Genomic DNA, 18,551 nt, shown 5'->3' with positions numbered 1-18,551 from the left:
GCCGCGCCCCGCCCCCGTCCCCCGTCGGTCAGACCGCCTCGACCTCGGGCAGCGTCCCGGTCCGCGCCGCCCGCCCGTACCACCGCGCGCTCGTCTTCGGCGTGCGTTCCAGCGTCGCGTAGTCCACGTACACCGCGCCGAAGCGCTTGCCGTAGCCGTACGCCCACTCGAAGTTGTCCATCAGCGACCACAGGTAGTAGCCCCGGACATCCGCACCGTCGGTGATCGCGCGGCGGACCGCCGAGAGATGGCCGTGCAGATAGGCGACCCGCTCCGGGTCGTGCACCCGGCCGTCGGAGTCGATCTTGTCGTCGTAGGCCGCGCCGTTCTCCGTGATGTACAGCGGCAGGCCCGGCGCCTCCCGGGTGTAGCGCATGATCAGCTCGTGCAGGCCGGTCGGGTCGATCGTCCAGCCCATCTCCGTGCGGTCGCCGGGCGTCTGGTGGAACGCGACGTCGTCGGCCGCCGGCCACGGCGAGTGGTCGCTCGCCCCGTGGCCGTCGGCGCGCGGCGCCTTCGACGACACGTCCGCCGCCGAGACCAGCGCGGGCGTGTAGTAGTTGAGGCCCAGCGCGTCCAGCGGCTGGTTGATCAGCTCCAGGTCACCGTCCAGGACGTGGTCCCAGTTCGTGAGGCCCGCCGTCGCCCCGTACAGCGACTCCGGATAGGCGCCGTGCAGCATCGGCCCGTGGAACACACCGTTGGCCAGGTCGTCGATCCTGCGGACCGCGTCCAGATCCGCCGGGTCCTGCGAAAGCGGCCTGACCACCGCTGAGTTGAGGCTCACCGCGACCGTGTTGCGGGCCGGCATCACCGAGCGCAGCGCGGACGCGCCCAGCCCGTGCGCCAGATTCAGATGGTGCGCGGCACGCAACGAGGCCGCCGGGTCCGTACGGCCCGGGGCGTGCACCCCGGAGGCGTAGCCCAGGAACGCGCTGCACCACGGCTCGTTGAGCGTGATCCACTGCTCCACCCGGTCACCCAGCGCCTCGCCGACGATCTGCGCGTACTCCGCGAACCGGTACGCCGTGTCACGCTCCGGCCAGCCGCCCGCGTCCTCCAGATCCTGCGGCAGATCCCAGTGGTACAGCGTGACGGCCGGCTTGATGTTCTTGGCCAGCAGCTCGTCCACCAGCCGCCGGTAGAAGTCCAGACCCTTCTGCACGGCCGGGCCCCGGCCGGTCGGCTGCACCCGCGACCAGGAGATGGAGAAGCGGTAGGCGCCCAGGCCCAGCTCCGCCATCAGCGCCACGTCGTCGCGGTAGCGGTGGTAGTGGTCGACAGCGATGTCACCGTGGTCGCCGCCGGCCGTCTTGCCCGGTGTGTGGCTGAAGGTGTCCCAGATCGACGGCGTCCGGCCGTCCTCCCGCACCGCACCCTCGATCTGGTACGCGGACGTCGCCGCGCCCCACAGGAAGGCGGGCGGGAAGGTCACCGCAGTGGCCGGGTTCTCGGAGTCAGGCATGGAAGCGCTCCCAAAGGGGGTCGAGGAGACCGATGGTGGAAGGGGAGGGGAGGAGAGAAGAGGGGCCGGAGCGGCGCTGACCCGGCCCCGGGAAAGATCAGCCCTTGACGGCACCCTGCATGATGCCGCCCACGATCTGCTTGCCGAAGATCGCGAAGACGATCAGCAGCGGCAGTGTGCCCAGCAGCGCGCCCGCCATGATCAGGGACTGGTCGGGGGTGTAACCGCGGCCCAGGCCCGCGACGGCGACCTGCACGGTCGGGTTGCCCATCTGGGTCAGCACCAGGAAGGGCCACATGAAGTCGTTCCAGGTCTGCACGAACGTCAGCATCCCGAGTACGGCCATCGCGGGCCGCGCCGCCGGGAACACCACGTGCCACACCACACGCCAGCTGCTCGCGCCGTCCACCCGGGCCGCCTCGATGATCTCGTCCGGCAGCGCCTGGATCAGGTACTGCCGCATGAAGAACACGCCGAACGCGCTGACCAGCGACGGGAGGATGACCGCCTGCAGCTGGTCGGTCCAGTCGAGCTTGGCGACCATCATGTACAGCGGGATCACACTCAGCTGCGGCGGCACCATCATCGTGCCGATCACGATCAGCATCAGGGCGCCGCGGCCTCTGAACCGCAGCTTGGCGAAGGCGAAACCGGCGATCGTCGACATGAAGACGATGGTCAGTGCCGAAGTGCCCGCCACGATCGTGGTGTTGAAGAACGCCTCACCCAGGTTGGCGTCCTTCCAGGCGATCTCCAGCTTGTCGAACAGACCCGAACCGAACCAGAACGGCGGCGGCGTCTGCGCGAGCCGCTGGTTGTCACGCGAGGCGGCGATCGCCGTCCACACCAGCGGGAACAGCGAAACGAGGGTGAACACGATGAGGATCGCGTACGCGATCGGGCCACCGTGCAGCTGCCCGCCGGCCCGCGCGGACTTCGGCAGCCGGGGGCGCTTGGTCTTCTCGACGGGCTTGGTCTCCGGGGGCGTCACAGTCGTCGTCACGGCCACAACTCCTTAACTACTGGCGCGCAGCCGGCGCGAGATGACGTAGTTGACGATGCCGATGACGATCAGGATCAGGAACATCGTCCACGCGATCGCCGAGGCCCGGCCCAGGTGCTGGGCCACCCAGCCCTGCTCGTACAGATACAGACCGAGCGTCTGGAACTGGTGCTCCGCGCCACCGGACGTGCCCTTGTTGGCGTCGAACAGCAGCGGCTCGCCGAAGACCTGGCTCGCCCCGATCGTCGAGACGACACAGGTGAACAGGATCGTCGGGCGCAGGGCGGGCAGCGTCACATGGATGAACTGCTGCCAGCGGCTGGCCCCGTCCAGGGCCGCCGACTCGTACAGGTCGTGCGGGATGGCCTGCATCGCGGCGAGGTAGATCAGCGCGTTGTAGCCGGTCCAGCGCCAGATGATGATCGACGAAACGGCGATCTGCGAGGGCCACTTGTCGTTCTGCCAGTCGACCGGGTTGATGCCGACGGCGTCGAGCGCCCAGTTGATCATGCCGTAGTCGCGGCCGAAGAGCAGTACGAACACCAGCGAGGCGGCGGCGATCGACGTCGCGTACGGCGCGAGCATCGCGACGCGGAAGAACGTCGAGGCGCGCAGCTTGTAGTTGAGGATGTGGGCGATGCCCATCGCCATCAGCAACTGCGGAACGGTGGAGATGATGCCGATGGTCAGGGTGTTCTTCGCCGCGTTCCAGAAGAACTCGTCGTCGAAGATCCGGGTGTAGTTGCGCAGCCCGACCCAGTTCATGTCGGTGGGCGCGGTCAGCTCCACCTGGTGCAGCGAGGCCCAGCCCGTGTAGATCAGCGGGAACAGGCCGAACGCGACGAACAGCAGGAAGAAGGGGGACACGAACGCGTACGGGCTCCAGCGGATGTCCCGCTGCCAGCGCCGGGACAGCCGGTCCCGGCGGCGCCGCGCCTTCTCCGCGGCGGCGTCCTCGGGCGGGCGGCCCGGGGCCGCGCCCCCCTTCACGGGGGGCGCGGCTGTGTCGTTGCGGGTGGCCATTCGGGTCACTGGTCCAGCTTGTTGTCGATGGTCTTGACTGCGGACTCCCAGGCGTCCTTGGCCGACTTGCCCTTCGTCACCAGGATCACGCCGTTGTCCGACAGGCCCTGCATGATGATCTGGTCCTTCGGGCCGATCACCTGGACCGGGGCGGCCTTGGCGGCCTCGGCGAAGATCGGACCGATCTTCTGGTCACCGGTCATCTCGTTCGTCGCGCCCGTCACTTCGGGCATGGTGTAGGCGGACGGGGCGCTCGGGAAGCTGGCCTGCACCTTGAACAGCTTCGCCTGCTGCTCCGGCGCGGTCAGCCAGGTCACGAACTTCTGGGCCTCCTTCACGTTCTTGCCGCTCTTCGGCACGGTGAGGAAGGTGCCGCCCCAGTTGCCGCCCTTGGGCGCGACCGCCACGGCCCACTTGCCGGCGGCGTCGGGCTTCGCGTTGCCCTTGATCGTGCCCAGCATCCACGGCGGGCAGGCGATCGCGGCGAACTTGTTGTTGGCGATAGTGGAGTTCCAGGCCGGCTGGAACTGCGTCTGCGCCTGCACCAGGCCCTTCTCGGCGGCCTCGGAGGTCAGGTCGAAGGCGGCCTTGACGGCCGGGTTCGTCTTGTAGATGACCTCACCGGAGGAGTTGTAGAACTTCTCCTTCTCGCTGCCGAGGATCGCGTTGATCAGGCCGCCGGGGGAGTCCATGAAGAAGGTGCCCTTGGGGGCCTTCGACTTGTACCGCTCGCCGACGTCGACGAGCTTGGCCCAGTCACCGGCCCACAGCTTGCCGACCTCGGCCGGGTCGGTGGGCAGACCGGCCTGCTTGAAGAGGTCCGTCCGGTAGCAGATCGCCATCGGGCCGACGTCGGTGCCGAGGCCGATGGTCTTGCCGTCCTTGGTGGTGGCCTGCTGCCACTTCCAGGGCAGCCACTTGCTCTTGTCCACGCCCGGAGCCTTCGACATGTCCTCGAGCTTGTCGGCCTGGGTGGCCGTGACCTCGGCGATGTTGGCGACTTCGACGGCCTGGACGTCCAGCAGACCACTGTTGGTGGTGAGGTGGTTCAGCAGCGCCGGGTAGTAGTTCTCGTTCCGCTCGACGACGTTCTGCTCGATCTTGATCTTCGGGTTGAGCTTCTCGTACTCGGCGTAGAGACCGGCTTCCTTGAAGCCCATGGTGCCGAAGAGGCCCACCGAGATCGTGGTCTTGCCGCCGCTGTCGCCGTCCGACGAGTCGGAGCCGCCGTTTCCGCCGTCGTCGGCACAGCCGGCCAGCAGCCCGGCGCCCAGCGACGCGACGGCCGCGACGACCATCGCCTTGCGGGCGGTTCGGATGCGTGCTCGCATGTCGTCCTCCTGTTGTCCTGACGTGCCGACCCCCCGGCCAACTGCATCGTCGGACCGTTTTCACGCGCTTAAGGCTCGGGCGGGGAACGTGCGGGTTGTGTAGGTGTCAGGTAGTGTGGGAGCGCTCCCACCAGTGATGTGTTGAAGAGTCCCCGGTCGCGGCGGGGGTGTCAAGGGACCGGACAGGGAGAGATGCGTTCAGTTATCGGGCTGTTAACTGGATCCGGACCGGCCCCGGTTGGGACCCGGGCCGGTTGAATCGAGCCAGTCGGACTACCGGTCGCACCGGATCGTCCGGCCGAAACGGAAGGCCGGGGCGGCGAGCCCTCGGCGACGGTCGTCACGGCGGGCGGGCCTGTTAAATTCCAGGCCAGTCGCAGAGTACGGGTGTGAACGGGAAGGCGGAGCCCATGGCAACCCACGGAGCGCGGGGCCGAAGTGGTGGCCGGCCCACCCTCGAAGAGGTGGCGGCGCGCGCCGGTGTCGGCCGCGGCACCGTCTCGCGGGTGATCAACGGCTCGCCCCGGGTCAGCGACGCGACGCGCGCTGCCGTCGAAGCGGCGGTCGCGGAGCTCGGTTACGTCCCCAACACCGCCGCCCGTGCCCTGGCCGCCAACCGTACGGACGCCATCGCGCTGGTCGTGCCCGAGCCGGAGACCCGGTTCTTCGCGGAGCCGTACTTCTCGGACATGCTGAAGGGCGTCGGGGTGGCGCTGTCCGACACACAGATGCAGCTGCTGCTGATCTTCGCGGGCAGCGACCGCGAACGCGCCCGGCTCGCCCAGTACCTGGCGGCCCACCGCGTGGACGGCGTCCTGCTGGTCTCGGTGCACGCCGACGATCCCTTGCCCGACCTGCTCGCCCAGCTGGAGATCCCGGCGGTGATCAGCGGCCCGCGCTCGGCGGCGGAGACGCTGCCGTCGGTCGACTCGGACAACTACGGCGGTGCCCGCCAGGCCGTCGAGCACCTGCTGTCCCGGGGCCGCAGCCGGGTGGCCCACATCACCGGCCGCCTCGACGTCTACGGTGCCCAGCGCCGTGTCGACGGCTACCGCGAGGCCATGAGCGACGCCGGCCTCGGGGTGGACGAGGGGCTGATCGAGGCGGGGGACTTCACGGAGGAGGGCGGGCACCGGGCCATGGGGGCCCTGCTGGAGCGCCGCCCCGACATCGACGCGGTCTTCGCCGCCTCCGACGTCACCGCCGCCGGCGCCCGCCGGGCGCTGCGCGATGCGGGCCGCCGCATCCCGGAGGACGTGGCGCTCGTCGGCTACGACGACTCCGCCATCGCCCGCCACATGGAGCCGCCCCTGACCAGCGTCCGCCAGCCCATCGAGGAGATGGGCCGCCGGATGACGGACCTCCTGCTCACCGAGGTCGCCGACCGCCGCCCGCTCGCGTCCCGGGGCCTGGAGCGCCGGCAGATGGTCCTGGCCACGGAGCTGGTGTCCCGGGCCTCGTCGTGACGCACGTCACTTGCGGCCGCGCCGACCGGAGCCGTTCGGGCGCGCCCGGGTGAAGGGTTCACTGGCCTTGGGGAGTTGGCGGGGCGGTGGCGGCGGTCCGTGAGCCGAGGCCGGGGTGGTGCCGCAGGGCGTCCAGACCGTCGGGCACGAACAGCCGCTCCCGGATCACCTCCCGGAACTCCGCCTCGCTGAACCAGCCGTGCCAGGCGATCTCGGACGGGGCGGGGGTGAGGTGCTCCGGGACGACGGCCTCGTGCACCCCGAGCCAGTACGGGCTGATCGCCCCGCGGCAGAGAAACGAGAACACGAACCGCACCCGCGCCCGGACGCCCAGCTCCTCCGCCAGTTCCCGGGCCGCCGCCTCCTCGTACGACTCGCCGACCGCGACGCCCCCGCCGATCAGCCAGTCGTGGTGGCCCGGGAAGCGGGACAGGTGCTCCGGCCTGCGGTGCACCAGCAGGCGGCCCCGAGCGTCTCGGCAGACCGTCGTCGCGACCCGGTGCAGCCAGCCGTGGCGGATCGCCTCGTCCCGGTCGACCACCCCGACGATCCGGTCCTGCTCGTCGACCCGTTCCACCAGCTCACCCATGGGCCTCACGATCGCACGCGCTCACACCCGGGCCGGGGCCGGCCGACGCACCAGGTACACCGCTGCGGTCACGACCAGCACCGCCATGCACGCGATGAACACCAGCCCCGCGCCCTCCAGGCCGATCGGACCGGTCAGCAGGCCGACGCCGATCACCGGGACGGAGATGCCCGCGTAGGCCACCACGAACAGGGTCGAGATCACCGCCGCGCGCTGGTGCGCGGGAGAGGCCTCGGCCACGTCGGACAGGGCACCGCGGAACGCCAGGCCCTGGCCGATCCCGCCGACGAGCGCGCTGGCGATCAGCAGGGCCATCTGGTCCCACCGCAGCGCACCGGCGAGCAGCGCCAGCCCGGTGAGGAGCCCGGCGCACCCCAGCGGCAGGGAGCGCCGTACGCCGACCCGGTCGACCGCCAGTTGCCCGGCCGTCGACGAGAAGAAGGCCAGCGCGACGATCAGCCCGCTCACGGCGTGGTCGTCCACGTCCAGGGACTCCACGAGGAAGGCCGGGCTGACCGAGGTGAACACCCCGAACAGGGCGAATCCGACGAAGGAGGCGGTGGCGGCGGGACCGAACACCGCCCGCACCCGCGGGGGCAGAGCGGGCCGCTGCGGGCGTACGGCGCGCAGCGGCTGCCGTTCCCGTACCGTCTCCGCGAGCCGCAGCAGCACTGCGGCCGAGGCGGCCACAAGGGCGAGGTGGGTGATGAACGGCAGATACAGCGGCCAGGGTGCGTACTGCGCGAGAAGCCCCGAGAGCAGGGGGCCGCAGCCCAGCCCGCCCATGTTGGCGGCGGTCGCCACGAACGTGGCCCGGGAGGCACCGCCCTCGGGCGCCAGCTCCATCACGTACGCCGTGGCGGCCCCGGTGAACAGCCCGGCGGACAGCCCCGACAGCAGACGCCCCGCGTAGAGCCAGCCGAGACCGGTGGCACTCAGGAAACAGACGGCGCTCAACGCCGCGAACCCCAGGCCGCACAGCAGGACCGGGCGCCTGCCCACGGCGTCCGAGGCGTTGCCGACCAACAGCAGCACACCGATCACCGCGAAGGCGTACAGGGCGTACACCACGGTCACCGTCAGCTCGGAGAAGCCGAACTTGTCCTGGTAGAGGGGATAGAGGGGAGTCGGCAGCGTGGTGCCGGCCATGCAGACCGCGAACACCGCCCCGCTGAGCACACACGCGCGCCACCTCGGGCGTCGACCGTCCATGCCGCCGACCGTAGCCAGCCTGCCGCGCCGCCTCGGAGAGGCGCGCAAAAAGCTTCAGCCGGTGGCTTCTTCACGAAGCCACCGGCTGATTACTCAGGGTGAGTGACGGGACTTGAACCCGCGGCATCCTGGACCACAACCAGGTGCTCTACCAGCTGAGCTACACCCACCATGACCGGCTTGGAGGTCAGTGACTTCCCTGACCGGCCGAGAAAAAGTGTACAGGGTCCGAAGGGGTGCTCGCGCCCGCCTTTCGTCGCGCCGCCCCGACGGGCTCCCGCCCCGCCTACTGCGCAGGCAGAACGTGCTTCGCCGCGATCGTCTTCGCGGTGTCCGAGTCGGGCCCGGGCTGCGGGACGAACACGGCCTCGCGGTAGTACCGCAGCTCCGCGATCGACTCGCGGATGTCGGCGAGCGCACGGTGGTTGCCGTTCTTCTGCGGGCTGTTGAAGTACGCCCGCGGGTACCAGCGACGCGCCAGCTCCTTGACCGACGACACGTCGACGATCCGGTAGTGGAGGTAGTTCTCCAGCGTCGGCATGTCGCGCAGCAGGAAACCGCGGTCCGTGCCGACGGAGTTTCCGCACAGCGGCGCCTTGCCCGGCTCCTTGACGAACTCCCTCACGTACGTCAGGACCTGATCCTCGGCGTCCTTCAGGGTGGTCCCTGCGGCGAGCTCTTCGAGGAGCCCGGAGGCGGTGTGCATCTGACGCACCACGTCCGGCATCGTCTCCAGCGCCTGGTCCGGCGGCCGGATGACGATGTCCACGCCTTCCCCGAGCACGTTCAGCTCGGAGTCGGTCACGAGGGCGGCCACCTCGATGAGCGCGTCGTCCGACAGCGAGAGGCCGGTCATCTCGCAGTCGATCCACACCATGCGATCGTTCATGTGTCTAACCTTACGGCCCGCTGCCCTCGGCCGGACCGCCCGTACCGCGAAAGCCGCAGGGCCCGCGGGAAGGCATGCTTCCCGCGGGCCCTGCGGCTACCGGTTCACGGCGCGCTGCGCTGACCGGGCAGGCTCGCCGACAGGGCCGGGGACTGGCCGACCGCGCTCGCCGCCGCCGTACGGCGGGACTGCAGCGGCACCGGGTGTTCCGGGTGCAGCGCGGCCGGTGCCTGGCCGGGCTGTCCCGGGTGCCCCGCGTGGCCCGGATGGCCCGGCATGCCGGACCCGGGGCCGCCCGGTGCGCTCTCGGTCTCCTGAGGCCGTTCGCCCTGCGGACGCCGGGCGCGGTACGCCGCCCGGTACGCGGCCGGGGACGAACCCAGCTGGCGGCGGAAGTGCCCGCGCAGGGCGACCGGCGACCGGAAGCCGCAGCGCCCCGCCACCTCGTCCACCGAGTAGTCCGACGTCTCCAGCAGGCGCTGCGCCTGGAGGACCCGCTGTGTGATCAGCCACTGCAGCGGAGCGCTCCCGGTCAGCGAGCGGAAGCGGCGGTCGAACGTACGCCGGCTCATGTACGCGCGTGCCGCCAGCGTCTCCACGTCGAACTGCTCGTGGAGATGCTCCAGCGCCCAGGCGACGACCTCGGCGAGCGGGTCGGCGCCGATCTCCTCGGGTAAAGACCTGTCGAGGTAGCGCTCCTGCCCGCCGCTGCGGCGCGGCGGCACGACGAGCCGCCTGGCCAGGGCCCCGGCCGCCTCGTTTCCGTGGTCCGTGCGCACGATGTGCAGGCACAGGTCGATGCCCGCTGCCGTGCCCGCCGACGTCAGCACGTCGCCGTCGTCGACGAACAGCTCACGCGGGTCCACGTGCACCGACGGGTAGCGCTTGGCCAGCGTCGGTGCGTACATCCAGTGTGTCGTCGCGGGACGGCCGTCCAGCAGGCCGGCCGCCGCGAGCACGAAGGCGCCGGTGCACAGCCCGACGATGCGGGCGCCCTCCTCGTGGGCGCGGCGCAGCGCGTCCAGCGCCTCCTCCGGTGGCGGCGAAGTGATCGAACGCCAGGCCGGTACGACGACCGTACCCGCGCGCGAGATCGCTTCCAGGCCATGTGGTGCGGTGAGTTCGAGTCCCCCGGTGGTCCGTAGCGGACCTTCCTCGCCCCCGCACACCAGTAGTCGGTAGCGCGGTACGCCGGCGTCCTGGCGGTCAACCCCGAACACCGACAGCGGTATGGAACTCTCGAAGATGGGGCCGCCGCTGAACAGCAGCACCGCGACGATCTCCTTGCGGCGTCGCCCGGAAAGCTTCCGGGCCGCGGCTTCCGGCGCGGCAGTGGAGTCGTGGCTCATACTGCTAAGCCCCCCTCGGTGGTCGCGGCTCCTCGGTTGTGTCGCTCCTGCACGTTTCCCCTCGGTCCTGCACGAGTCCCCCGCCGTAGACAGTCAAGATCGAATCTACTGTGTGCCGTCGTGCCGAAGTGGCCGGTTCACCACTCGGCACATTGTCGACTTGGCAACTTGGCGTGAAGCATTCGATCACGAAGCGTTGCACTCGTGGGGCGTGCAGGGAAGTGCGCCTCGTCGCGGTGGCCAATCCACGTAGGGTGCGCGGACCCCCTGAGGCCCTTTCCGTGCAGGTCGAACGGGGGTTGGAGGGTGGTTGGACGGGGTGATGCACAGGTACGAGAAGTTGGCTGAAAAGCACCCTGTCTGTGCGCGGAAACCGGTCAGCCGACCGGTGTATCTCCCCCGGTGTGCCGTCCGCCACGGTGCGACCCCGTTCCGGTGCGGTGCCGCCGGCCCCGGTGGGGTGCCCGGTCCTCGGCCGCGAGCCGGGCCGCGCCGCGCTCGGACTGGCGCAGCAGGACCCGGCAGGCGCCCGTGACGGCCGCGAGCCCGAGGGCCGTGCCGGCGGCACCGGCGAGAGAGGTGCCGCAGCCGAGGAGTACCACCGGGACGAGCAGGCAACTGAAGGCAGCCCAGCGAACCACATCCGTCGCGGTGTCCCGCGGCGGCGGGGTCGCGCGGTCCGCCTCGGCGGCGGGGCGTGGTGCGGACATGCGTGCTCCCTGTGGCGTGACTCACGGGGTTCAACGCGCGGCCGGGGCGTCGGTCACTGGCTGCCCGGATCACCCCGCGGGTCATTGAATCCCGTGCAAACCGCCTGTACAGGGCAGCAACCATTGCGTTACGGGCGGTGCCTCGTGCATGCTCCCTGGAACCCGCACGCACCGTGAGCGGGATCTGGGCTAAGGAGGCGTGGCGCCGTACCCTTGAGGGTATGGGGTTGGGAAGACCATTCCCGGACACAGCTCCGCCGCACACTGTCGTCCCTCCCGTATAAGGATCACAACGCCGAGACAGCCATGGCCGGTCACGAATTCTTCGAACCCGCGGACCGCAAGCGGCCCGTCGCCGATCCCACGGCGGCCGAGCCCCTGGCGGCGGAAGAGCCACGCCATTCCTGCGATCCCGCCTTCAAGCACGGGGTCGTCGTCGGCTTCGACGGCTCCACGTCCAGTGAGCGCGCCCTGGCTTACGCCATCGGCATGGCCCATCGTTCCGGGTCGGGCCTGATCATCGTCCATGTCGCCAACCGGCTGCCGACCACGGTGTGGGCCGGCTGCGAGCCGCCGGTGTTCGTGGACGTGCCGGACCACCGCACCGAGGTGCTCGGACTCGAGCTGGCCTGTGCGGACTATCTCGCCGAGGTGCCCTGGATCCTGGTCGAGCGCGGCGGTGACATCTGCCACGAACTCGAAGAGGTCGGCCGGGAGTACGAGGCCGACGCGATCGTCGTCGGCTCCACCCACGGTCTCGTGGGGCGCATCTTCGGCTCCGTCGCCGGGCGGCTCGCCAAGCGGGCGCAGCGGCCCGTCATCGTCATCCCCTGACGTTCACGCAGCAGCAACTCCCTTGTGCGTCGCGCGAATCCACTGACGCGTAGAGGTGTTTGTGCCTTTGTGAAGGGCATATACGGAACACCGCACACCTGCACATGCGCGAAGGGAGCCCGCCGTGGACCAAGACGTCTTCGCGGGATGCGGAATCACGACCGTGGCCGGTCGACTCGCCCGGGGAGTCACCCTGTTGGCCTTCGGGCCGGGGCACACCGCTCTGATCGACGGCGTGTCAGCCGCTGACGCCGTGTCAATCTCCCAGTACGTGGGCGGCATCGCGCTCTTCGTCGCGGGGCCGGTCGCCCTGCGGGAGCAGAACGCGGCCGGTGGTACGGCGTTCTCGGTGCTCGGGACGTTGTCGTTCACGTGGGCCGTGTCCGGGAGTGCCTCCGGCCGACCGTTCTTCCACGACGCGCTGCCGGCCGGGGCGTGACGGCCACCGGGTAGCTGCGCGGGCCGGGGAGTTGGGCGGCTTCCCGGCGACGAAAACGGACCCCCCGTGCGATGGCGGCAGCACGTGGGGGTCCGTCCCGTTGAGAGGCCCGTGCGGGAGCGCGGGGGTTGCTCGCGCAGTTCCCCGCGCCCCTGAATGCAGGGCGCTTACTCCACCGTCACCGACTTGGCCAGGTTGCGGGGCTTGTCGATGTCCCTGCCCAGTACCAAAGCGGTGTGGTACGCCAGGAGCTGGAGCGGGATGCCCATGAGGATCGGGTCCAGCTCGTCCTCGTTCTTGGGGACGACGATCGTCTCGTCGGCCTTCTCCTGGGGCTGGTGGGCCACGGCGAGGATCTTGCCGCTGCGGGCCTTGATCTCCTCCATGGCGGCGCGGTTCTTCTCCAGGAGGTCGTCGTCGGGGACGATCGCGACCGTCGGCAGGGCCGGCTCGATCAGGGCCAGCGGGCCATGCTTGAGCTCCGAGGCGGGGTAGGCCTCGGCGTGGATGTAGGAGATCTCCTTGAGCTTCAAGGAGGCCTCGCGGGCCACCGGGTAGCCCCGGACGCGGCCGATGAAGAGCATCGAGCGGGCCTCGGCGAACTGCAGGGCCAGCTTCTTGACGTCCTCCTCGCATTCCATGATCTCGGCGATCTGCGCGGGCAGCTTGCGCAGGCCCTCGATGATGCGCTTGCCGTCCCGGACCGACAGGTCGCGGGTGCGGCCGAGGTGGAGGGCGAGGAGGGCGAAGGCGACCGTGGTGTTGGTGAAGCACTTGGTGGAGACGACGCAGACCTCGGGGCCGGCGTGCACGTAGATGCCGCCGTCAGCCTCACGGGCGATCGCCGACCCGACCACGTTCACCACGCCCAGGACGCGCGCGCCCTTGCGCTTGAGCTCCTGCACGGCGGCCAGCACGTCGTAGGTCTCGCCGGACTGGGAGACCGCGATGTAGAGGGTGTCGGGGTCGACGACCGCGTTGCGGTAGCGGAACTCCGAGGCCGGCTCGGCGTCGGCGGGGATGCGGGCCAGCTGCTCGATCATCTGGGCACCGATCATGCCCGCGTGGTACGAGGTGCCGCAGCCCAGGATCTTCACGCGGCGGATGCGGCGGGCCTCGCGGGCATCCAGGTTCAGGCCGCCCAGGTGCACGGTGGAGAAGCGGTCGTCGATGCGGCCGCGCAGCACGCGGTCCACGGCGTCGGCCTGCTCGTGGATCTCCTTGTGCATGTACGTGTCGTGGCCGCCCATGTCGTAGGAGGCGGCCTCCCACTCCACGGTGGTGGGCTCCGCCGTGGTGCGGGTGCCCTCGGTGGTGTAGGTGCGGAAGTCGTCGGCCTTGAGGGTGGCCATCTCGCCGTCGTCGAGCGTGACGATCTGGCGGGTGTGGGAGACCAGCGCGGCGATGTCCGAGGCGACGAACATCTCCTTCTCGCCGATGCCGAGCACGACCGGGGAGCCGTTGCGGGCGACGACGATCCGGTCGGGGAAGTCGGCGTGCATGACGGCGATGCCGTACGTGCCCTCGATGAGCCGGAGGGTCTCGCGGACCTTGTCCTCCAGCTTGGTCGCCTGCGAGCGGGCGATGAGGTGGACCAGGACCTCGGTGTCGGTCTCGGAGAGGAACTCGATGCCGTCGGCCTCCAGCTTGCGGCGCAGGTCGGAGGCGTTGTCGATGATGCCGTTGTGGACGACGGCGACCTTGCCCTCGGCGTCCAGGTGCGGGTGGGCGTTGACGTCGGACGGGGCGCCGTGGGTGGCCCAGCGGGTGTGGGCGATGCCGGTCGTGCCCTTGAAGCGGGCCGGGACCTTCGCCTCCAGGTCACGGACGCGGCCCTTGGCCTTGACCATCTTCAGGCCGGACGTCTTCGGGGAGGTGACGACGATGCCCGCGGAGTCGTAGCCGCGGTACTCCAGGCGCTGGAGGCCCTCCAGGAGCAGGGGCGCGACGTCACGCTTCCCGATGTAACCGACGATTCCGCACATGTATACGTATTCCTAGCCGTAGACGATGCGCCGCAGCTGCCGGAGCGAGAGCTCCGGCGGGGCCACCGCGCGGTATTTGAGGTCCGCCTCGATCCGTTCGAAGATCTCCGCGTTGACCAGGCCCTGGGCCTGGAGCTCGCGGTGGCGGCGACGGACGTACTCCTCGGTCGTCTCGTCGAAGTAGGCGAGCACGTCCTGGATCACACGCAGCGCCTCGCCCCGGCCGAGGGCGGTGGACCGCGTCAGATGATCAACGAGTTCGTCGTGCACTCGCTAGATCTTGGGGCACCGGCGACGCTTTCGCAAGAATTCTGCCCGATTTCGGGCAGGTGTCTGTGGGCGGGGCCACAGCCACCAGTACGAGCGCACCGACGTGATCAAGGGGAACAAGGTCACCAAGAAGCTTCCGATCGGCGGCACGGCCTACCCCGAGACCGACGGCGTGGTCTATGTGACGGCCGGTGCGGCGGGCCGCAGCCTCTACGGGTTCAGCGCCCCGCTGTCGTACGAGGGCAACGAGCACGACGTGGACTCCGTGGCCTCGTTCGTCAACGTCAAGGGCGGCAAGCAGAACGAGACCGTGGCCTGGTCCCGGGTGCGCTACCGAGCTTCATTCGCAGTGCATCGGGCTTCAGCCCGGTGGTGAAGCGAATCTCGTGACGGCGGCGCGGAGCGTCGCGGTGTCGTTCCGGCGGAGCCGGACACTGCGTCATGGGGGTGAGGCGGGGAACGGGTGTTCCCGGCACCCGCGGTTTCTGCGCCGCGCGGAGAAGAAGCTGAGGAAAGCCCAGCGGGAGCTGTCCCGCAAACAGAAGGGATCGAAGAACCGGGCCAAGGCCCGCTCGAAGGTCGCCCGTGCTCACGCGGCCGTGGCTGACGCGCGCAAGGAGTTTCACCACCAGCCCTCCACTCAGTTGATTCGCGAGAACCAAGCGGTCGCGGTGGAGGATCTGGCGGTCTCGGGACTGGCGCGCACCTGGCTGGCGAAGAGTGTGCATGACGCGGGCTGGTCGCAGTTCGTGGCCATGCTTCAGTACAAGGCGCAGCGGTACGGGCGGGCCTTCGTCAAGATCGGCCGGTTCGAGCCCACCAGCCAGGTGTGCTCCACCTGCGGGCATCGGGACGGACCCAAACCCCTGCACGTACGGGAATGGACCTGCCCCGCCTGCGGCACCCTCCACGACCGCGACCACAACGCCGCGATCAACGTCAAACAGGCCGCCGGACTGGCGGCATCGGCCTCGGAGCGCCGGTAAGACCGGGACTCGTCCCGGCACAGCGCGAAGAAACAGGAAGCCATGGAACCCTCGCCCGAACCTGTGCCGCGTAGCGGCACAGCAACAGGTGAGGACGGCCAGAATCCTCGGGCTTCAGCCCGAGGAGCCTGTCGACTCGACTACTCCTTCCTGCGCGTGGACGTCACCCCCGCGCCGAAGGGGCGCCTGGCCACGCTGACGGTGCGCGGCATCGCCGAGAACGGTGACCAGGTCGACCACTTCACGGTGGCCCGCCGGACGAAGTAGCCGCGCGCGCTACATCCGCTTGAGGATCGCCTGCTTGGCCAGGGTGAACTCCTCGTCCGTCAGCACGCCCGTGCGGTGCAGCTCACCGAGCTCGCGCAGACGGCGCAGCAGGGCGTCGTGGTCGGCCTCGGCGGACGCGACCGGAGCAGAAGGCGGCTCCGGTCGCGCGTCCACCGGGTCCGCGGCGGCCCGTGCCGGGTGCGGAAGCCTGGCCTGGACCGCCGCCGCGACCAACGCCATCAGCGGGTCCTTCTTGAAGCCCCACAGCTCCACGGCATTGGGGTCGTACTTGGGCGGGGTCTTGGTGGGAGCGTGCCGCACGGTGAAGCGCAGATGCCCGTTCTCCAGGCCGGCCGCCGGGTGCCACTCCACGCCCGTGATGTCGGTGAGCGCGAGCGTACGGGCGCCGGCTGCGGCCTTGGCGTCCTCCGTCTTCCAGTTCCACTCCAGGCGTATGCGCTCGCCGTCGAAGCCGGCGGTGCCGTCCCCGGCGGAGACCGACAGGGGGACCGACGGGCCCGGCAGCAGATACGCGTCGACCGGCCCGGCGGGGACCTGGTCGAGGAGCAGGGCACTGCGGACCTCGTCCACGAAGTACTCCGCGACGCCGTAGCGGTCGGACTCCACGATCAGCTGGTAGGGGTCGTGCGGCTCGGTGAGCCGGCCGCCCGTGGCGTGCAGCAGCGGGTCGGCGCCGTCGCGCAGCCGGAGCCTCAGCCGCCCCGACTTCTTGCCCTGCTCCAGGGAGACGCCGGCCAACGCCCCCAGCGGCACGACCAGTTCACCCAGCTCCTTGCGTAACAGGCTGACGTTCTTGTCCCGTCCCGGAGTCAGCCGCAGTGCGTCCCCGTCGAAGGCCCATGTGCCGTCCTTCTGGATGATTTCCGCCATGGGGTGGATTGTTCCACCCGTCTCACGAGAGAGTGGTCCAGACCTCTTGGAGCTCAACGGCTCGTGAAGGGACACGCTTGTGAGAGATGGCCGTGTGAGACAGCACCCCAGAACGCTCCGCCTTCTCGGCTCCCTGCTGCTGGTCGCGATGGCCGCCTCGGTGACCGGGGCCGCTCCCGCGCAGAAGGCGAAGCCCACCCCGCTGGACCGGGTGGTCCCTGCGCCCGCCTCGGCTGAGGCGGGCGGCTCCCCGTACCGGATCACCCGCGGCACCCACATCCGCGTCGACGGTTCCCGCGAGACCCGGGGCGTCGGCGAGTACCTTGCGAGGCTCCTGCGCCCCTCGACCGGCTACCGTCTCCCCGTCACCGCCCAGGGCGCGGGCGGCATCCGGCTGCGTATCGCCGAGGGCCCCTTCGGCGCCGAGGGCTACCGGCTCGACAGCGGCCCGAGCGGCGTCACCATCACCGCGGCGCGGCCCGCCGGGCTCTTCCACGGCGTGCAGACGCTGCGCCAGCTGCTGCCCGCGGCCGTCGAGAGGGACTCCGTCCAGCCCGGCCCGTGGCTGGTCGCGGGCGGCACGATCACCGACACCCCGCGCTACGGCTGGCGCGGCGCCATGCTCGACGTCTCCCGGCACTTCTTCACCGTCGACCAGGTCAAGCGCTACATCGACCAGCTGGCCCTGTACAAGATCAACAAGCTGCATCTGCACCTCAGCGACGACCAGGGCTGGCGCATCGCCATCGACTCCTGGCCGCGCCTCGCGACCTACGGCGGTTCGACGGAGGTCGGCGGCGGCCCCGGCGGCTTCTACACCAAGGCCGACTACAAGGAGATCGTGCGGTACGCCGCCTCCCGCTACCTGGAGGTCGTGCCCGAGATCGACATGCCCGGCCACACCAACGCGGCCCTCGCCTCCTACGCCGACCTGAACTGCGACGGTGTGGCGCCGCCGCTCTACACCGGCACCGAGGTCGGCTTCAGTTCGCTGTGCGTCGGCAAGGAGATCACGTACGACTTCGTGGACGACGTGATCCGGGAACTCGCCGCGCTCACGCCCGGAAAGTACCTGCACATCGGGGGCGACGAGGCGCACTCCACCAGCCATGAGGACTACGTGAAGTTCATGGACCGGGTGCAGCCGATCGTCGCGAAGTACGGCAAGACCGTGGTCGGGTGGCACCAGCTGACCGGGGCGACCCCGGCGAAGGGGGCTCTCGCCCAGTATTGGGGCTTGGACGGCACCAGCGACGAGGAGAAGCAGCGGGTCGCGAAGGCCGCGCAGAACGGGACCGGGGTGATCCTGTCCCCGGCGGACCGGGTGTACCTCGACATGAAGTACACCAAGGAGACGCCGCTGGGGCTGTCCTGGGCGGGGTACGTCGAGGTGCGGCGGTCCTACGACTGGGATCCCGGGGCGTATCTGCCGGGGGTGCCGGACGGTGCGGTGAAGGGGGTCGAGGCGCCGATGTGGTCGGAGACCCTTGAGAACTCCTCGCACATCGAGTTCATGGCGTTCCCGCGGTTGCCGGGGGTCGCGGAGCTGGGGTGGTCGCCGGGGGCTTCTCACGACTGGGAGCGCTACAGGGGGCGGCTTGCTGCGCAGGCCGAGCGGTGGGATGCCCTGGGGATCGAGTGGTATCGGTCGCCGCAGGTGGCGTGGGGCTCCGCCGGGGGGTGATGTGTCTGCGGGACGGTGGGGGCTTGTCGCGCAGTTCCCCGCGCCCCTAAAGACGCGCAGTTCCCCGCGCCCCTGAAAGGACGCGCAGTTCCCCGCGCCCCTGAAAGGACGCGCAGTTCCCCGCGCCCCTAAAGACGCGCAGTTCCCCGCGCCCCTGA

The 18,551-nt window shown here is 70.1% G+C and carries 16 protein-coding genes, 1 tRNA gene and 2 pseudogenes; 6 read left to right on the top strand and 13 right to left on the bottom strand.

From position 1 onward, the window contains the following. Positions 1–28: 28 nt before the first annotated feature. The 4 genes from ACZ7EG_RS04010 to ACZ7EG_RS03995 form a co-directional block, all read right to left on the bottom strand. Complete coding sequence (locus ACZ7EG_RS04010; RefSeq protein WP_471071852.1) at positions 29–1,465, bottom strand: GH1 family beta-glucosidase; 1,437 nt, start codon at positions 1,463–1,465, stop codon at positions 29–31. Positions 1,466–1,562: 97 nt separating this feature from the next. Continuing rightward, positions 1,563–2,468, bottom strand: coding sequence for a carbohydrate ABC transporter permease (locus ACZ7EG_RS04005; RefSeq protein WP_471071849.1), 906 nt, complete (start codon positions 2,466–2,468; stop codon positions 1,563–1,565). A gap of 12 nt (positions 2,469–2,480) precedes the next feature. After that, on the bottom strand, positions 2,481–3,491 hold the full coding sequence (locus ACZ7EG_RS04000; protein WP_471071846.1) for a carbohydrate ABC transporter permease: 1,011 nt from the start codon (positions 3,489–3,491) through the stop codon (positions 2,481–2,483). 5 nt (positions 3,492–3,496) lie between these two features. Continuing rightward, positions 3,497–4,822, bottom strand: coding sequence for an ABC transporter substrate-binding protein (locus ACZ7EG_RS03995; RefSeq protein WP_471071843.1), 1,326 nt, complete (start codon positions 4,820–4,822; stop codon positions 3,497–3,499). A 410-nt stretch (positions 4,823–5,232) separates the two neighbouring features. Between ACZ7EG_RS03995 and ACZ7EG_RS03990 the strand changes: the two genes are divergently transcribed. Next, on the top strand, positions 5,233–6,288 hold the full coding sequence (locus tag ACZ7EG_RS03990) for a LacI family DNA-binding transcriptional regulator (RefSeq protein WP_471071840.1): 1,056 nt from the start codon (positions 5,233–5,235) through the stop codon (positions 6,286–6,288). Between the two features lie 58 nt (positions 6,289–6,346). Here the strand turns inward: ACZ7EG_RS03990 and ACZ7EG_RS03985 are convergent, their stop codons facing one another. From ACZ7EG_RS03985 to ACZ7EG_RS03960, 6 genes are all read right to left on the bottom strand, one after another. After that, positions 6,347–6,877: an NUDIX domain-containing protein gene (locus ACZ7EG_RS03985; RefSeq protein ID WP_471071837.1), complete on the bottom strand. Its 531-nt coding sequence runs from the start codon at positions 6,875–6,877 to the stop codon at positions 6,347–6,349. Between the two features lie 21 nt (positions 6,878–6,898). Further along, a complete protein-coding gene (locus ACZ7EG_RS03980) occupies positions 6,899–8,089 on the bottom strand; it encodes an MFS transporter (RefSeq protein WP_471071834.1) in 1,191 nt (396 codons plus the stop codon). 97 nt (positions 8,090–8,186) lie between these two features. Then, positions 8,187–8,259, bottom strand: a tRNA-His gene (locus ACZ7EG_RS03975). Between the two features lie 116 nt (positions 8,260–8,375). Then, positions 8,376–8,978 (bottom strand): oligoribonuclease, encoded by a 603-nt coding sequence (orn, locus tag ACZ7EG_RS03970; RefSeq protein WP_352098053.1) that lies wholly within the window; start codon positions 8,976–8,978, stop codon positions 8,376–8,378. Positions 8,979–9,082: 104 nt separating this feature from the next. Then, positions 9,083–10,327 carry a helix-turn-helix domain-containing protein gene (locus ACZ7EG_RS03965; protein ID WP_471071831.1) on the bottom strand — a complete coding sequence of 415 codons (1,245 nt, stop codon included), beginning with the start codon at positions 10,325–10,327 and terminating at the stop codon, positions 9,083–9,085. Positions 10,328–10,704: 377 nt separating this feature from the next. Then, complete coding sequence (locus ACZ7EG_RS03960; protein WP_471071828.1) at positions 10,705–11,037, bottom strand: hypothetical protein; 333 nt, start codon at positions 11,035–11,037, stop codon at positions 10,705–10,707. A 306-nt stretch (positions 11,038–11,343) separates the two neighbouring features. Between ACZ7EG_RS03960 and ACZ7EG_RS03955 the strand changes: the two genes are divergently transcribed. Both ACZ7EG_RS03955 and ACZ7EG_RS03950 read left to right on the top strand, forming a co-directional pair. Further along, complete coding sequence (locus ACZ7EG_RS03955) at positions 11,344–11,871, top strand: universal stress protein (RefSeq protein ID WP_062927012.1); 528 nt, start codon at positions 11,344–11,346, stop codon at positions 11,869–11,871. A gap of 124 nt (positions 11,872–11,995) precedes the next feature. Next, positions 11,996–12,310, top strand: coding sequence for a hypothetical protein (locus ACZ7EG_RS03950; RefSeq protein WP_471071825.1), 315 nt, complete (start codon positions 11,996–11,998; stop codon positions 12,308–12,310). A 167-nt stretch (positions 12,311–12,477) separates the two neighbouring features. On the opposite strand, the gene glmS is transcribed toward ACZ7EG_RS03950, so the two are convergent. Both glmS and ACZ7EG_RS03940 read right to left on the bottom strand, forming a co-directional pair. Continuing rightward, positions 12,478–14,295 (bottom strand): glutamine--fructose-6-phosphate transaminase (isomerizing), encoded by a 1,818-nt coding sequence (gene glmS / locus ACZ7EG_RS03945; protein WP_471071822.1) that lies wholly within the window; start codon positions 14,293–14,295, stop codon positions 12,478–12,480. A gap of 12 nt (positions 14,296–14,307) precedes the next feature. Next, positions 14,308–14,565, bottom strand: a complete 258-nt coding sequence (locus ACZ7EG_RS03940) for a hypothetical protein (RefSeq protein WP_104779792.1) — start codon at positions 14,563–14,565, stop codon at positions 14,308–14,310. Between the two features lie 73 nt (positions 14,566–14,638). Here ACZ7EG_RS03940 and ACZ7EG_RS03935 point away from each other — a divergent pair. After that, a pseudogene (locus ACZ7EG_RS03935) lies at positions 14,639–14,899 on the top strand (phosphoesterase); the annotation flags it as partial. A 142-nt stretch (positions 14,900–15,041) separates the two neighbouring features. After that, positions 15,042–15,625, top strand: a pseudogene (locus ACZ7EG_RS03930) (RNA-guided endonuclease TnpB family protein); the annotation flags it as partial. 202 nt (positions 15,626–15,827) lie between these two features. On the opposite strand, the gene ACZ7EG_RS03925 reads toward ACZ7EG_RS03930, so the two are convergent. Continuing rightward, positions 15,828–16,709, bottom strand: a complete 882-nt coding sequence (locus ACZ7EG_RS03925; RefSeq protein ID WP_471071819.1) for a DUF4429 domain-containing protein — start codon at positions 16,707–16,709, stop codon at positions 15,828–15,830. Positions 16,710–16,857: 148 nt separating this feature from the next. On the opposite strand from ACZ7EG_RS03925, the gene ACZ7EG_RS03920 reads away from it, so the two are divergent. Further along, a complete protein-coding gene (locus tag ACZ7EG_RS03920) occupies positions 16,858–18,393 on the top strand; it encodes a beta-N-acetylhexosaminidase (protein ID WP_471072466.1) in 1,536 nt (511 codons plus the stop codon). Positions 18,394–18,551: the final 158 nt, after the last annotated feature.

This window comes from Streptomyces sp. NPDC037100, from assembly GCF_055606225.1.
The sequence above is the reverse complement of the archived record's forward strand: the minus strand, read 5'-3'. Positions and strand labels throughout refer to the sequence as shown.

Excerpts from the sequence above, each read along its gene's own strand:
- ACZ7EG_RS03995 (WP_471071843.1), bottom strand. The coding sequence starts at position 4,822 with ATGCGAGCACGCATCCGAACCGCCCGCAAGGCGATGGTCGTCGCGGCC.
- ACZ7EG_RS03960 (WP_471071828.1), bottom strand. The coding sequence starts at position 11,037 with ATGTCCGCACCACGCCCCGCCGCCGAGGCGGACCGCGCGACCCCGCCG.
- ACZ7EG_RS03985 (WP_471071837.1), bottom strand. The coding sequence starts at position 6,877 with ATGGGTGAGCTGGTGGAACGGGTCGACGAGCAGGACCGGATCGTCGGG.
- ACZ7EG_RS04000 (WP_471071846.1), bottom strand. The coding sequence starts at position 3,491 with ATGGCCACCCGCAACGACACAGCCGCGCCCCCCGTGAAGGGGGGCGCG.
- ACZ7EG_RS03965 (WP_471071831.1), bottom strand. The coding sequence starts at position 10,327 with ATGAGCCACGACTCCACTGCCGCGCCGGAAGCCGCGGCCCGGAAGCTT.
- glmS (WP_471071822.1), bottom strand. The coding sequence starts at position 14,295 with ATGTGCGGAATCGTCGGTTACATCGGGAAGCGTGACGTCGCGCCCCTG.
- ACZ7EG_RS03955 (WP_062927012.1), top strand. The coding sequence starts at position 11,344 with ATGGCCGGTCACGAATTCTTCGAACCCGCGGACCGCAAGCGGCCCGTC.
- ACZ7EG_RS04010 (WP_471071852.1), bottom strand. The coding sequence starts at position 1,465 with ATGCCTGACTCCGAGAACCCGGCCACTGCGGTGACCTTCCCGCCCGCC.
- orn (WP_352098053.1), bottom strand. The coding sequence starts at position 8,978 with ATGAACGATCGCATGGTGTGGATCGACTGCGAGATGACCGGCCTCTCG.
- ACZ7EG_RS03990 (WP_471071840.1), top strand. The coding sequence starts at position 5,233 with ATGGCAACCCACGGAGCGCGGGGCCGAAGTGGTGGCCGGCCCACCCTC.
- ACZ7EG_RS03925 (WP_471071819.1), bottom strand. The coding sequence starts at position 16,709 with ATGGCGGAAATCATCCAGAAGGACGGCACATGGGCCTTCGACGGGGAC.
- ACZ7EG_RS03980 (WP_471071834.1), bottom strand. The coding sequence starts at position 8,089 with ATGGACGGTCGACGCCCGAGGTGGCGCGCGTGTGTGCTCAGCGGGGCG.
- ACZ7EG_RS03920 (WP_471072466.1), top strand. The coding sequence starts at position 16,858 with ATGGCCGCCTCGGTGACCGGGGCCGCTCCCGCGCAGAAGGCGAAGCCC.